Below are 13,936 nucleotides of genomic sequence, written 5' to 3' on the forward strand. Positions count from 1 at the left end.
GCGGTCTTTTCGTTAGTTTGCTTTATAAAATTGTTGGATAGCTTCGTCGATGTAAACCCAGCCTTTCCAACCTAAGTGCATATGATCTTTTAAGAAGTACTTATCATATTCATGATTTGAGAAATCAGCAATTGGATAGCCAGCTTGCTTAATTTGCTCATGAACTTTATTGTAGTATAATTCGCGTTTTTCTTTCGGGAAGCCAGCGTAATCATACCAAGGACCTTTTACAGGAACAGAAATGAAGAGCGGTTTTGCGCCAGATTGTTTTAATAAATCAAGTACAATTTGTAAATCTTCATATTCTGGTGATTGGTCATAAGCATCATTTTTTAAGTAACCTTCACGTTGTTTTAATTTCTTCTTAATTTTGCTATTGAAGTAATCATCTTCGATACCATATTCGTTAGAGCTTGATTCTACTGCACCTGTTTGATCAGCATGCTTACGAGCTTCTTCCCAGTTCATTTGTTTCAATGATGGATCAAGCTGTTCTTTATGCGGCTTAATATTAAACATAACTGTAAATAAATCTTTACGATCTAGAATGTTACGATAAATATAAGCGAAAGGTTTAGCAGCAAGTGCTTTTACTTTATACTTTGTATCATCGTAGGCGATACCTTCAAGCGAAATTTTTAATAAAGTTTCTTTTTTAACAATCTCAAAGTTTAATAAGCGTTTTGCAATTTGTTTTTTCATTTCAGGTTTTAAATCATCGTTGAAAATGAAGTGGTAACCTTGTTGTTTTGAAAAGTTAGGTGCAAAGTGTGTCTCATCAATACCTTGTGGTACAAACCATTGCGGAGAAAGAACGAATATCATTTTCTTATCTTTCAATTGATCCATTGTAGATGTGAAGTTTAATACATGTACAAGGTCTTGTGTTCCACCGCGCCCAAGTAGGAATGGTGTGAATCCTTCAGGCTTTACTTTGAAATAATTCGATGGATGGAAAGCATCCATACGTGCGAATTCCGATGAACCGTACATCGGAAGATATTTCGGGTCTGCTAACATCTTTTGCTGTAAAATCATACTTTGAATCTTTTCTTCTTTTAAAGAAGTCGCAGCTTGTTCTACTTTCTCATCACTTAAAAGTGGGAGTAGGAAGCGCGTAGGAATAAGTAAGAATACAGCAAAAAGGGCCAATGCTAAAAGCATCGGACCAAATTTCACTTTGTTCATCGGATTTCTTCTAACTTTTTAATAACCATATTTGGTGTAGCCCACTCATCGCGGTCAAAATCAGAAATAGAAACTTCAATCTCTAAACGCTCTTGGAATTCTACTAATAAAGATACTACAGCGAAAGAATCAAGAATACCTTCTTCAAATAATTGAACATCTAAGTTTTCTTTCACAATATCGTTTTCACATACTTCTTCTAAAATATCTAATACTTGCTCTTTGAATTCTGCCATTTTTAAAATCTCCTTTATATCCGAAATATATTATATGTGCAACTTCTTAATAGTATAAGAAGGGTGCATTAAAAGTATCTGTTAAGGTGTCCAGAGAAGATCAGGAAACCGAAACATACAACGTGGAACGTAATTACAATCGCAAGGACGTGTGTAAATTTATTGTTTGGCCAAAACTTATGCTTCTTGTTTTTTCGTTCGAAAATATCGAATAAAATAAACAGTGCGGCATGATATAGACCATAAATAACATACTGCGCAACAGCGCTTCCTTGGATGTGCCAAATTCCCATAATGAAAAAGTTTAAAAATGCACCGATATACGAAATTGTGTAACGGTTCTTAATTAACTTTTTCTTCGTTGCAAAAAAGACGAAACGCATGTAAATAAAATCACGGAACCAGAATGATAAACTCATATGCCAGCGGTTCCAGAAGTCTTTAATGTTACGACTAAGGAAGGGCTTATTAAAGTTTTCTGGAGTTTTAATTCCCATCATGTAACTGATACCAATTACGAACGCACTATAACCTGCAAAGTCAAAGAATAACTGCATGCTAGTAGCGTACATAAAAATCACATTAGATAAAAGTGTATCTTGATTGGCGAATACTGCCTTTACAAGATATGTTGTTATCAAGTGCGCGATTATAAATTTATACAGAAAACCTTGGAAAATACGGTTAATCCCTGTATATAGTAACTTTTGATATTCCTCAGCACTAGGCGGCTTTTGAATATCTTTTTGGAATCTACGGTAACGATCGATAGGTCCACTTGAAATCGCAGGGAAGAATAAAACGAATTCCCAGAAATTAAAGAAGGAAAGTTCTTTAATTAAATTATCACGAACTTCAAAGACCATCTGTACAGCTCTAAATGTTACGTAAGACATACCTGCGAAAACAATAAAATGCAATTCAGGTACAAACGGTGCGATTTTTGCCAAAATAAGCGGTAAAATCGATAAAATAACAGCTATACAAAACGTGAATGTACTATTATTTTGTTTTCTTAAAATTAAATAGCCTTTAATAAGGGCATATTGCCAAATAATAAATGCGGCTAACATGATTGCTTGCTTCGGTTTATCAGAGAAGATAATAACGAGCATTACTAATGTTAAAACGGCATTATATTTACGCAACATTTTACCTTTTAATCCAGCTATGATAGTAGGTATTAATAAAATGCCTACTATAGCGAAAAAATAAAATGATCCATATGCGGTCATGCTGTAACCTCACTCAATAATTTTTTGCGATCTACCTTTCCATTTGGTGTCATTGGAATAGAAGATTGATACATGAATTTACGTGGAATCATGTAATTTGGTAATCGCTCATTGAGTTCTTTTTTGATTGCAGATGTTAATTTGAATTCTTTTTCAAACGAATGCTCTCCAGGAACAACAACCGCTAATAAGTAATCATATTTTTCACCTTTTTTAATTGGAACAACAACTGCACCTTCTACGTAAGAACACGCGCGAAGATGATGTTCGATTTCTTCTAATTCCATTCGATAACCATGAAGCTTAATTTGGAAATCAAGACGACCATTATAGAATAGAAGACCATTTTCTACATAGCCAGCATCACCTGTTTTATAGGCACGCTCACCATCAATCATGGTAAATACTTTTTCTGTTAATTCAGGGCTTCCTAAATAGCCAACGCTTACGCTTGGACCGACAATTACGATTTCACCTTTTTCACCGTCAGGTGCAATTGTACCATCTTCTTTCATAATAAGAAGGCGACAGTCTGATTTACAGTAGCCAACTGGAAGTGATTTGTATTGATCAAGCACTTCTTCTGTAACGTGAATGCCTGTTACAGCAACAGTAGCTTCTGTTGGACCGTACGTATTCATAATTGCTGCTTTCGGGAAACGCTCAATTAATTTTCTAGCTACTTCATTTGGCAACACTTCACCGCAGAATAAGAATGTTTTCATGTTTGGTAGCATACTTTCAGAGAAAGAGGCTTCCATTAAACACATTTCTGCGAAAGATGGTGTCGAAGTCCATACTTGTATATCCGATTGCTCTAAAGAAGCAAACAAGTCTTTTGGACGTGCAATCATGTCTTTATCGATTGCCCATAGTGTGCCACCCGTTACTAATGATGGGTAAATATCCATTACAGATAAATCGAATGAGAAAGGTGCTTGGTTTAAGAATACTTGCCCTGTTTGTAAGTTGAAATCTTCTACAGCCCATTTTGTAAAGCTAACAAGACAGTTATAAGTAATCTGAACCCCTTTCGGATTACCTGTACTTCCTGATGTGTAAATAATGTAGAAGTTCTCATCACCTTTTACCGCATGTTCAGGATTTGGAATGTTCCCTTTATGAGTAAAGAAAATATCTTTTAAGTTGTCTTCACTTACGATACGAACTGGTAAATCAGTTACAGTTACTTCAGTTCCTGATAAAAGTAATTTCGCACCAGAATTTTCAGCGATACGTTGTACGCGATCAGCTGGGATAGATAAATCTACAGGAATGTAAGCATGTCCAGCTTTTACACAACCTAAAAAGTTAATAATCATTTCAGGTTGCATATGGCCATAAACCATAATTGGTGAACGATCATCTGGATACTCAGAAGAAATCCAATGTGCTAACGCATCAGAATCTTCCTTTAATTGTTTGTACGTAATTTTCGCATCTCGCCAAACAAAAGCGGTTTGATCAGGCGTTTCTACAGCCCACTTTTCAATTTGTTCTAATAACTTCATAACGTTCCCACCCTAAAATTCGTTGTAAATAAATGTACTTGTGTTTGTATCATGGAATCCATACAACCAAAGCAATGCAAATAAAATTGCAAGGTAATAAACCGTCTTTGCAACCCATTGTGTGAGTGGTTGAGACCATATCTCTTTTAATCTTTCCATGTCTTTCCCTCGCTTAATGAAATAATAGCTCTTTGTAGGTATCATGTCCTACATTATTGTGAAAAAAACAAAATCCCACATTTTAGGTAAAAATAAGTCAAAAGGCTCTTTTCTGATATTAGCACTAAATACTAAAAAAGAAAATCCCTAACTTAGCAATTATATTACATTCAGCATGAATTTGTAATGGGTTTGACATGTAAATAGGAAGTGGATTGTGTGAATGTATAAAAGTGGATTGTGAGAAGGCGGGAAAATATAATATTTGTTTTGTTATTCCTGAATTGGAGTGGGTTAATAATCACTGGGTACTTAGTACATTTTTAAGGTATAGAGCCTTTTAAAAGGAGGTAATTATTATGAAAAGAGAGTGGAGGAGTTTTATTTCAGAGGAAAATATCATTAAATGGAGACGGCATTTCCATAAGTATCCGGAATTATCGTTTCATGAAAAAGAAACTTCGCAATTTATATATGAAACATTATGCTCATTTTCTTCTTTTGAAGTAACGAGACCAACGCAGTACAGTGTGCTAGCAATTAAAAGAGGAAGGCAACAAGGGAAAGTAGTTGCGATTCGAGCTGATATAGATGCTTTACCAATCCAAGAGGAAACAAGGAAACCTTATACGTCTGTGCATAAAGGAATAATGCATGCATGCGGGCATGATGCTCACGCAGCTATTTTATTAAGTGCAGCAGAGACGATAGCAAATATGAAGGAAGATTTTGCAGGCGAAATCCGTCTGTTCTTTCAGCACGCAGAGGAAGTGTATCCCGGTGGTGGACAAGAAATGGTGGAGGCCGGTGTTATGGACGGCGTCGATTATGTAGTAGGTTTGCACGTTATGTCTGGATTAGAAAGTGGAAAGATAGGAATTGTATATGGCCCTATGATGGCAGCACCAGACGTATTTACAATTGAAATTTTAGGAAAGGGTGGTCACGCGGCACGACCAGAAGAAACGATAGATCCTATTGCTATCGGAGCACAAATTATTACAAATTTACAACATATCGTATCAAGAAATACAAGTGCTTTTATGCATAGAGTAGTGTCAGTTACACAATTTCATGGGGGGATGGCCGATAATATCATTCCTAGTGCAGCAGCTTTAATGGGAACTGTTCGATCTTTTAATCAAACATTAAGAGAGGAAGCAAAAGAGAAAATTGAGCAAATTGTAAAAGGAATTACAGAAGCACATGGGGGAGATTATACATATACGTATCGTTACGGATATGATCCAGTTGTTAATAATGAGTACATTACGAAAATAGTAGAAAAAAGTGCGATAAAATTGTTCGGAAATCAGCGTATTGTGCATCTTGAACCTTCTATGGGAGGAGAAGATTTTTCAGCGTATTTAAGAAAAGCACCTGGTTGTTTCATTAAATTAGGAACAGGGAATAAAAATATTGATACTTGTTATCCACATCATCATCCGAAATTTGATGTGGATGAATCGGCTTTAATTAATGGAGTGGAACTATTTTTAGAGACAACTATAAGACTACTAGAAACTGATAAAACATAAAAAAAGGCAACTGCACTCTATTGCAGTTGCTTTTATTTCTTCCGTCAGAGAGGGCTGAGAAAGAACTATGCTCATTTATAGTATATGAATAGCTAACGGACAAGCTTGTACATTTTAACTATTTTTTTTAAAATAGTTATTGACTTTGATAATCAATTTCAATTAATCTAATGGTATAATTGAAATTGATAATTATTATCAATGAAATAGATGAGGAACCTTAATGAGAAAAACATTTCACCTTTTACGAAGGGGATTAAAAAATAAAGATGTTGATAAGCATATTGAATGGCAACGAAATGTAATTCGTTCTGAATATGTAGATGAGAAGAGTACACTTCAAACAGAAAAAGAGATACAAGGTAAAAGGAGAGGTTCAGTTGAGTAAGTTAGTAATGATTTTTGCAAGTATGAGTGGAAATACAGAGGAAATGGCTGACCATATTGCGGGTGCGATTCGTGAAACAGAAAATGAGATTGAAGTAATTGATATTATGGATACACCAGAAGCTTCTATATTAGAGCAATATGACGGGATTATTTTAGGTGCTTATACTTGGGGAGATGGTGATCTTCCTGATGATTTTTTAGATTTTTATGATGCAATGGATTCTATTAACTTAACTGGTAAAAAAGCGGCTGCATTCGGTTCTTGTGATTCGGCTTATCCGAAATACGGGGTAGCGGTTGATATTTTAATAGAAAAGCTGCAGGAGCGCGGGGCAGCAGTTGTGTTAGAAGGATTGAAAGTAGAATTAACGCCAGAAGATGAAGATGTAGAAAAATGTTTACAGTTTGGAGCTGAATTCGTAAAACACCTTTCTTAATGGCAGAAGGGAGATGAAGAGCAATTGCATGAGAAAATCTCAATCAAAACGATGACAGATTACCATTTGTATGATTTTATGCGTTGTCCGCATAAATTTTATTTCCGTCATATAAAAAGAAGAGAACCTTCTTCATTTGAATGGCAACAAATAGCACAAATGATTGTGAATCAAATTATTAATGAATATTACACGCTACCTGCGGGCCAACAAACGAAAATTGTACTTTTAATATTAATAGAAAAGTATTGGAAAAAAGTAAGGATTAATATGTTTGCTTCAAAGGCGGAGTACTATATTGTTTTAGCAAAGCTAACTGATCACTTATTACAGTTTGTTGAAAGGGATGATAGTCAGGCACCGCCGTTATTTTTATATGAGAAGTTTCAAACATATATGGAAGAGTTAGGTGTCCACATGTCATTGACATTTGAAGTTGGTGAGTGGAGTGCTGAATCGTTTGTAATTAAAAAGTATGTTGTCGATGCGGATGAGGAAATGCTTGCTCTTTGTCAGAAGCTAATGACAGTATTCAGTTATAAAGCTTTCGGTATTCTTCCAGGGAAAATTGAAGTTATTAATTTAATAGAAGGAACTAAGTATGAGTACATTCCAAAGCAGGAAGATATTATAACTGGAATGGATGATTTATTTAGAATGAAAGAAATGTTGCAACAACCTGAGCACTATACAGAGCGTCATTTTCGTTCTGAGTGTATGAGTTGTGCGTTTCGTAGTGAATGCCAAAGGGAAGAAGTAAAGAAAGAAGCGAAGCAGAAGAAAAATATAGTACATTAAAGGATGCAATTTTGCATCCTTTTTTGTTATTGACATGAAAAGCTTTTCATCATTTACCGTATATTTGTAGCAGATTAATAAAGGGAGGAATAATCAATGAAAGATGAAACGGCAGTATTTCAATGGTTAAAAGAACAGAATGCTCCTTTTGGAATTCAACTGCAAATTTTACAGGCATTTCAATTGTATAAAGTTATTGTTGAAATGGATAAAAAGTTAATGATGTATGAGGAGAGAGAGTATAGGGAGAGAATTTAATCTCGTCCCTGTAGTATTGCTTTAAGCTGTTCTTCATTCTTCTTTAATGTTATTTCGTTGTTTGTTTCAATGTTATAAATAAGGTTATGTAGTAAAGGGCTGTATTGATAAAAGGTAGTGATGCGGTGAATGAATAATGGATGGCGGTGAGAAATAAGTGTACTGTATTGTTCATATACAGATGTAGTAAACTCACGACCGAAATCATAATATAGCCCAGCAAAATCAAAAGCGGGATCGCCAATTTGAGCATCTCCAAAATCGATAACACCTGAAATGGTTTTGTTCAAGTTGTTAAATAAAATGTGGTGATGTGTAAAGTCAGCATGGATGATTGTATTTTGAAAGGCAGATTTAGCTATACAGGTAAAGAAATTTTCGAATAAACGATTTAAGGCTGATTTCTGTAATGAAGTAAGATTGTTAGTAAAATATTGATTTAATTTTGTTTGTAGTTCTTTCCAGTAGGTAAGTGTTTTTTCGATAGGGAACCCTAGCGTTTCAGTACGTTTTAAAGGAATACTATGTAAAGCCGCAAGGAAAGTGGCTAATTGTGTAATAATTACTTCAAGTTCTTTTTTCTCTAGCTTTGCAAGTAGTTCAGTTGTTAACGGTTCACCATGAATGAGAGGATAATAGCTGCAAAATGGAACCGTATTACAATCATTCTTATACAATAAATGATACTTAGGAATCTCGATTTCTTGTAATGAATGAGAAAGAATTGTGCACAGTTCTTTTTCTAACGGAATTCGGTTTGCATATTCAAGTTTTCGTGGGAAACGAAATAGTAGTTCGGCATTTATAATAACCGTTATATTATCCCACCCTTCTTCATTTTGTATATATGAATGTATAGAAAGATCTGGTAGAGCTTCTTTTATATATTGTTTGTAAGAGTCCATAATTGTTCCTCGTTTCTAAGTTAAAGGTAGGGTATTCTATTTTATGATATCAGAATTTTCTTTCTATACGTTAAAATATAACTATCATTAATGGAGGAGGGTGGGGTGCATTATGAAGAAAAGAATATTAATCATTTCTCTATGTATCGCTTTTGGATTGTTTTGGCCATATAAAGAGGAGGTTTTTGCCACCTTTAAACCGATAGATCGCTACGAGTTAAATAAGGAATTAAAGAACAAAAGTATAGAAACTTTAACTGATAAAGAAATGAAAATGATAGGAGAACACTTTGTGACAGCGCAACTAGCAGTGTTTGAGTTTAATAATAAAGAAGATGTGAAACGAAAAGGTGAAGAAATATTTGTAAGTAGAGGGTATGAACAGTTAATAGAAAATTATTACCCAAACCGTTTTCGGGATTTAGAGTATAAATTTACAAACGAAGAGATACGTGAAGAGACAGATGAGAGTTTTCGCTATCATGCTGTAGCGTACGTTACTGGTATTGAAAATGGCAAGAGAAGTGAAATGAAATTAAATTATGACATGAAAATTGTAAAGGTTAATAATTTATTCATGGTGTTAGAACAAAAACAATATGTACAATAAAAAACCCTCTAGAAGCAGAGGGACTTTAAAGATTTTCATTTTGTTGACCAAGTTCTTTTTGAGCAATGTATAAATTTCCTTGCTCAACTTGTTTCAGTGTATGAACAGAATCTCCTGTATATCCTTTTTCCGTTTTCACAGTTCTTTTTGAACGATTTGAATCTTGTTTCTTCATATAATAGACCACCCTTCTTTAAAAATAGACGAAAATGATGAGCACGAGTAATACAGCTGCGAAAATGGTAATGCCCATTAAAAAAGAAGTATTTTTATATTTAGGTGGCTTATGTACATCTTGCCGATATCCAGGTGAAATTTCAGGGGCGAATTCTTCATCGAATGATTGTTTCTTTTGTTTTTCGTCCATATGTATCCACCTTTCTTTTTCATTATGTTACACGTTACAAGAAAAAATATGCATGAAGAAAACAGCCGCTATATCATTAGCGGCTGCTTTGCGTTGTATATTTTCTTTGTACTTGAAAGAGACGGATAAGCAGGAAGATTGCTCCAAATGCTAGACCGATAATAAGACCGATCCAATAACCTTTTGCTGCCCAGTCAGTATAAGTTGCTAACATGTAGCCAAGAGGTAGACCTATTACCCAATAAGCTATTAATGTCATAATTAAGGCAACATTTACGTCTTTATAACCACGAAGTGCTCCTTGTACTGGAGTTGCAATCGCATCTGAAATTTGAAATAAAATCGCGAATATAAGAAATTCTTTAGCTAAATGATGGACATTTGCATTTGTCGTATAAATAGAAGCAATTTCATCATCAAAGAAATAAAGAAGGATTGAATATAAAAGAGCGAAAGCAAGGGCTAACCCAATTCCGATAAATCCATATTGTTTCGCATTATTGTATCGTTTTGCTCCAACTTCAAATCCAACGGCTATCGTCATTGCCATTGCTAAACTTAAAGGAGTCATATATAACAAGGAAGCAAAGTTCATAGCTGCTTGATGTGCTGCTATTGTTGTCGTACTAAAATTACTCATCATAAGTGTTACCGCAGCGAAAATACTCGTCTCAAAAAAGATAGCAAATCCGATAGGGACGCCAAGTTTCAGGAATTCCTTCCAGATTGTAAAGGAAGGGCGGTATAACTGTTTAAAGATATTGAAAGAAGCGAAAGGCTCTTTCGTACGAATAATAATAACCGTAATAATTAAAATACACCAATAAGTTGCTGCAGAAGCGATTGCCGCACCAACACCACCGAGTTTTGGAAAGCCAAAGTGACCAAAAATTAATAAGTAATTTAATACTACATTAATTGGTAATGATAGTAATGTAATAATCATCGTTGTTCGAGTTTTTCCTAATGCATCAATAAATCCACGTAAGACGGTGTAAGTAAATAAAGGGATAATTCCAATCGCGATAATAATTAAAAATTGTGCTGCAATACGTTCCACCGGTTCTTCTAATTGCATGCCATTTAAAATAGGTGAAACAGCGAAGAATCCGATAAGGATAACAACGAAACTAGCACAAATTGCTAAATATACTGCTTGTATGACAATGTGGGGAACGTCCTCCTTTTTCTTTGATCCAACGAGCTGTGCAACAATAGGAGTAGTAGCCATTAAAATTCCTGTTAAGCCGGTACTAACGGGAAGCCATATACTTGTTCCGATAGCAACACCCGCTAAATCAATAGGACTCGCATGTCCTGACATTGTCGTATCAAAAAAGCTCATCGCAAATAATGACATTTGCGTTACAAAAATCGGGAAAAAGAGTAATAAAAATTGCTTTAACTTTTGTGAGAATGAATTAGTTTCTTTCATAAAATCCCCTTTCAACGTAAAAAACAAACTCTTATTATCATACAATTTAATCAAAAAATAGAAAAGAAATAAGCGTATACAACAAATGAAATCAATAAAAAAAGGATGCACTTTGAAAAGGGATAAGGTATTATGATAAGGTGTGAAAAAATTACATATGCGTTATTAAGGAGGCACTAATTGTGGCTGATTGGTTAATTGGATTAATCATGGGTGCTGTTGAAGGTTTAACAGAGTTTCTACCAGTATCATCAACAGGACATATGATTTTAACAGGACACTTAATTGGATTTGAAGACGATAGAGCGAAAGTTTTCGAAGTTGTTATTCAGTTGGGATCGATTTTAGCAGTTGTTGTTATATTTTGGAAGCGTTTATGGTCATTAGTTGGAATAGGGAAAGTAACAGATGGGCCATCGTTAAATTTATTACATATTATTATCGGGATGATCCCTGCTGGAATTCTTGGTGTATTATTCCATAGTACAATTAAAGAAGTTTTATTCGGTCCAGGACCGGTTGTTATTAGCTTAGTAGTTGGTGGTATTTTAATGATTGTTGCTGAGAAGTTTTCAAAACCAAGTACAGCAAGAACGTTAGATGAAATTACATATAAGCAAGCATTTACAATTGGAATGTTCCAATGTTTAGCACTTTGGCCAGGATTTTCTCGTTCTGGATCAACAATAAGTGGTGGTTTATTAGCTCGCGTTTCGCATACAGCGGCAGCTGAATATACGTTCATTTTAGCGGTACCAATGATGGTAGCTGCAAGTGGCTTAGATTTAATTAAAAGCTGGGATATATTAAGCTCGGCTGATATAACGTTATTTGCAACTGGATTTATTACAGCATTCGTTGTTGCGTTGCTTGCAATCGTTTCATTCTTAAAATTATTAGCTCGTGTAAAACTAACACCGTTCGCTTACTATCGTTTCATTTTAGCTGCGGTATTCTATTTCTTCATTATGTAAGTATAAAATATCAGCAATACCCTATAGAATAGACACTTGAAAAAAAGTCTACACTGTAGGGTATTTTTTTATAGAGAGAGAAAAATGAAACTTTTACCTTCAATTACTTGTATTTCACCATGTGAAATATGCCATAATGATTTCGTTATAATAATTTTAAGGAAATCGATAGGGTATTTGAGAGGAGCAATTTAGTGAGTTTTGCAATAGAAATAGTAATTCCAGCACCAATTGATGTTGTATTTGATTATGTACACAATGACGAGAAAATACTAGAATGGAGTACCTTTATGGTAGAAAATAGGTATCCTTCAAATATAGATGTTGAAAACCCTCGTGAAGGTGACAAATATATATCTGTGCAAAAGATGGGGAAGAAAATATATGAATTTGAGGCGGAAATTTTAGAGTATGATGAACCGTATATTGTTTCAGTTGGATGTGAGATGAAGCAAGGTTATACAGCTGCAACTTATATGTTAGAAGAGGATGAAGAAGGTACATCGCTTACTTTAATCGTAGAATTTGAACCGAAGAATTTTTTATATAAGATTATGTACAAGTTGACTGGGTGGATGACACGTGGAATATACATGGGTGAAATGGAACGTTTAGCAGCGTGCGTAGATGCTGTATATTCTCAGAAAAAAGGATTATAATTTAGTAAAATAAAAAACCTGCCGAAATCGGCAGGTTTTTTTATTTTACTACTTTCTCAATCATGCTTTCCATTACATGTTCCCAAAGAGAAGTATCATCAGCTAATGTAGCACGGAAATTAGCATACATTTCTTTTTGTTTCTCTTCGAATGTTGGATCTTCTTTTTCAGGTAATGTAGCGCGCATTGAAGTTACTAATTCTTGTACTTTTGGAGCGCGTGGTCCAAAGACGGCTTGTTCATTTCCGTCTTTATCAATGAAAATAAAGATTGGAATCGCACGTGCTGTTCCGTTTGTTAAGTATTGATCCATTAACTCTAAGTTTTCATCGCGAATTAATAAACGCATATCAATATTTGCAACTTCAGAAATTCGTTTCATAACAGGTACACATAAAAGAGCGTCGCCGCACCAGTCAGCTGTTAATACGATAACGCGCCAGCCATCATTTTGACGTTCTTCTAAAACTGGAAGTAATTCATTTGGAATTAAAAAGTTATTGTAAATGTGTAGTAGCTCGTATTGGTTTACTTTCATTTCATTCACATATGTATCAAAGGACATGCCTTTATCAGCCCATTGTAGTAAGTTCATAAGTAACACCTCTTTAGTATGATTTATTTTTATTGTACCAATTTTTATATAGAAAAGCTTGTATTCTTACTCTTTCTTATCACTAAATAATTTATTTAGTGTGTAAAGGAATAGTGTGACACATAATTCAGCTATGTTGGGCATTTGTACACTCTCTATCCAGTCATCGGCGGTATGTATGACAAACCAATCTAACGTAATTTCAATTATAGAGAGCAGAGCAATTGAGAGCCAATTGGGCATACTTGTCATCATTGGATGTAGGAGCACTTTAAAGAAAATGAATATAAAATATGTAATACCGTCTAATAAAAGAATGAGTAAAAAAAAGAGTAGTAGAGCTGTTCTTGATGAATATTCTATACCTGTAATATGAAAGATTCCTACATATACAAAAAATATAAATGCAAAGAATATAATGAGAATAAGAATAACAACACTAATAATAATAGTCTTATCTTTTAGACTGAGATTAGAAAGTTTGTCTTCTTCACTCATTGCCCCAACTCCTTTTTCTGGAAAATCAATTTCATTGTACCATGAAATATCTATTAAAAAACTACGAATTATGGGGAAATAAGGTGACAAAAAGTAAGATTTCGTGTAAAATTATTAATAAGGTTTTTATTTAACTAAATTAA

The 13,936-nt window shown here is 34.4% G+C and carries 19 protein-coding genes; 8 read left to right on the forward strand and 11 right to left on the reverse strand.

Annotated features, from left to right (window positions below; genetic code table 11):
- Positions 1 to 12: 12 nt before the first annotated feature.
- The 5 genes from dltD to NSQ69_RS07130 all read right to left on the reverse strand — a co-directional run bounded on the left by dltD (position 13) and on the right by NSQ69_RS07130 (position 4,329).
- Positions 13 to 1,188 (reverse strand): D-alanyl-lipoteichoic acid biosynthesis protein DltD, encoded by a 1,176-nt coding sequence (gene dltD, locus NSQ69_RS07110; RefSeq protein ID WP_002126231.1) that lies wholly within the window; start codon positions 1,186 to 1,188, stop codon positions 13 to 15.
- Positions 1,185 to 1,424 carry a D-alanine--poly(phosphoribitol) ligase subunit DltC gene (gene dltC / locus NSQ69_RS07115; protein WP_002011622.1) on the reverse strand — a complete coding sequence of 80 codons (240 nt, stop codon included), beginning with the start codon at positions 1,422 to 1,424 and terminating at the stop codon, positions 1,185 to 1,187. The genes dltD and dltC overlap by 4 nt, the downstream gene beginning before the upstream one ends.
- A gap of 68 nt (positions 1,425 to 1,492) precedes the next feature.
- The gene (gene dltB, locus NSQ69_RS07120; RefSeq protein ID WP_002126234.1) at positions 1,493 to 2,659 is read right to left on the reverse strand and encodes a D-alanyl-lipoteichoic acid biosynthesis protein DltB; all 1,167 of its coding nucleotides are present in this window, start codon (positions 2,657 to 2,659) and stop codon (positions 1,493 to 1,495) included.
- The gene (gene dltA / locus NSQ69_RS07125; protein WP_002011625.1) at positions 2,656 to 4,170 is read right to left on the reverse strand and encodes a D-alanine--poly(phosphoribitol) ligase subunit DltA; all 1,515 of its coding nucleotides are present in this window, start codon (positions 4,168 to 4,170) and stop codon (positions 2,656 to 2,658) included. Before dltA ends, dltB begins: the two co-directional genes overlap by 4 nt.
- 12 nt (positions 4,171 to 4,182) lie before the next feature.
- Positions 4,183 to 4,329, reverse strand: coding sequence for a teichoic acid D-Ala incorporation-associated protein DltX (locus tag NSQ69_RS07130; RefSeq protein WP_002011626.1), 147 nt, complete (start codon positions 4,327 to 4,329; stop codon positions 4,183 to 4,185).
- Positions 4,330 to 4,688: 359 nt separating this feature from the next.
- On the opposite strand from NSQ69_RS07130, the gene NSQ69_RS07135 reads away from it, so the two are divergent.
- The 5 genes from NSQ69_RS07135 to NSQ69_RS07155 all read left to right on the forward strand — a co-directional run bounded on the left by NSQ69_RS07135 (position 4,689) and on the right by NSQ69_RS07155 (position 7,750).
- A complete protein-coding gene (locus NSQ69_RS07135; protein WP_002126238.1) occupies positions 4,689 to 5,867 on the forward strand; it encodes an amidohydrolase in 1,179 nt (392 codons plus the stop codon).
- A gap of 223 nt (positions 5,868 to 6,090) precedes the next feature.
- Entirely contained in the window at positions 6,091 to 6,255 is a 165-nt protein-coding gene (locus NSQ69_RS07140; RefSeq protein WP_002011628.1) for a hypothetical protein, read from the forward strand.
- On the forward strand, positions 6,248 to 6,694 hold the full coding sequence (locus tag NSQ69_RS07145; protein WP_002086759.1) for a flavodoxin: 447 nt from the start codon (positions 6,248 to 6,250) through the stop codon (positions 6,692 to 6,694). Before NSQ69_RS07140 ends, NSQ69_RS07145 begins: the two co-directional genes overlap by 8 nt.
- A gap of 24 nt (positions 6,695 to 6,718) precedes the next feature.
- Positions 6,719 to 7,492: a hypothetical protein gene (locus NSQ69_RS07150; RefSeq protein WP_002140953.1), complete on the forward strand. Its 774-nt coding sequence runs from the start codon at positions 6,719 to 6,721 to the stop codon at positions 7,490 to 7,492.
- Positions 7,493 to 7,588: 96 nt separating this feature from the next.
- Entirely contained in the window at positions 7,589 to 7,750 is a 162-nt protein-coding gene (locus NSQ69_RS07155) for a hypothetical protein (RefSeq protein ID WP_002126244.1), read from the forward strand.
- Here NSQ69_RS07155 and NSQ69_RS07160 read toward each other — a convergent pair.
- Positions 7,747 to 8,655 carry an aminoglycoside phosphotransferase family protein gene (locus NSQ69_RS07160; RefSeq protein WP_341099105.1) on the reverse strand — a complete coding sequence of 303 codons (909 nt, stop codon included), beginning with the start codon at positions 8,653 to 8,655 and terminating at the stop codon, positions 7,747 to 7,749. The two genes, NSQ69_RS07155 and NSQ69_RS07160, sit on opposite strands and share 4 nt — an antisense overlap.
- 112 nt (positions 8,656 to 8,767) lie before the next feature.
- Between NSQ69_RS07160 and NSQ69_RS07165 the strand changes: the two genes are divergently transcribed.
- Positions 8,768 to 9,265: a hypothetical protein gene (locus tag NSQ69_RS07165; RefSeq protein ID WP_002126248.1), complete on the forward strand. Its 498-nt coding sequence runs from the start codon at positions 8,768 to 8,770 to the stop codon at positions 9,263 to 9,265.
- A 25-nt stretch (positions 9,266 to 9,290) separates the two neighbouring features.
- Here NSQ69_RS07165 and NSQ69_RS07170 read toward each other — a convergent pair whose 3' ends face one another.
- The 3 genes from NSQ69_RS07170 to NSQ69_RS07180 form a co-directional block, all read right to left on the reverse strand.
- Entirely contained in the window at positions 9,291 to 9,440 is a 150-nt protein-coding gene (locus NSQ69_RS07170) for a hypothetical protein (protein WP_050000110.1), read from the reverse strand.
- 18 nt (positions 9,441 to 9,458) lie between these two features.
- Positions 9,459 to 9,632 (reverse strand): hypothetical protein, encoded by a 174-nt coding sequence (locus NSQ69_RS07175; RefSeq protein ID WP_000343684.1) that lies wholly within the window; start codon positions 9,630 to 9,632, stop codon positions 9,459 to 9,461.
- A gap of 76 nt (positions 9,633 to 9,708) precedes the next feature.
- On the reverse strand, positions 9,709 to 11,067 hold the full coding sequence (locus NSQ69_RS07180) for an MATE family efflux transporter (RefSeq protein ID WP_002126252.1): 1,359 nt from the start codon (positions 11,065 to 11,067) through the stop codon (positions 9,709 to 9,711).
- A 182-nt stretch (positions 11,068 to 11,249) separates the two neighbouring features.
- Between NSQ69_RS07180 and uppP the strand changes: the two genes are divergently transcribed.
- Together uppP and NSQ69_RS07190 are read left to right on the forward strand one after the other, a co-directional pair.
- The gene (uppP, locus tag NSQ69_RS07185) at positions 11,250 to 12,041 is read left to right on the forward strand and encodes a bacitracin resistance undecaprenyl-diphosphatase (RefSeq protein ID WP_002011643.1); all 792 of its coding nucleotides are present in this window, start codon (positions 11,250 to 11,252) and stop codon (positions 12,039 to 12,041) included.
- Between the two features lie 194 nt (positions 12,042 to 12,235).
- A complete protein-coding gene (locus NSQ69_RS07190; protein ID WP_002126258.1) occupies positions 12,236 to 12,700 on the forward strand; it encodes an SRPBCC family protein in 465 nt (154 codons plus the stop codon).
- A 40-nt stretch (positions 12,701 to 12,740) separates the two neighbouring features.
- Here NSQ69_RS07190 and NSQ69_RS07195 read toward each other — a convergent pair whose 3' ends face one another.
- Entirely contained in the window at positions 12,741 to 13,328 is a 588-nt protein-coding gene (locus NSQ69_RS07195; protein ID WP_078175613.1) for a thioredoxin family protein, read from the reverse strand.
- 33 nt (positions 13,329 to 13,361) lie between these two features.
- A complete protein-coding gene (locus tag NSQ69_RS07200; RefSeq protein WP_002126264.1) occupies positions 13,362 to 13,793 on the reverse strand; it encodes a regulatory YrvL family protein in 432 nt (143 codons plus the stop codon).
- Between the last annotated feature and the right edge of the window lie 143 nt (positions 13,794 to 13,936).

Source organism: Bacillus sp. FSL R10-2201, from assembly GCF_038008665.1.
In the GTDB taxonomy this organism is placed as follows: domain Bacteria; phylum Bacillota; class Bacilli; order Bacillales; family Bacillaceae_G; genus Bacillus_A; species Bacillus_A mycoides.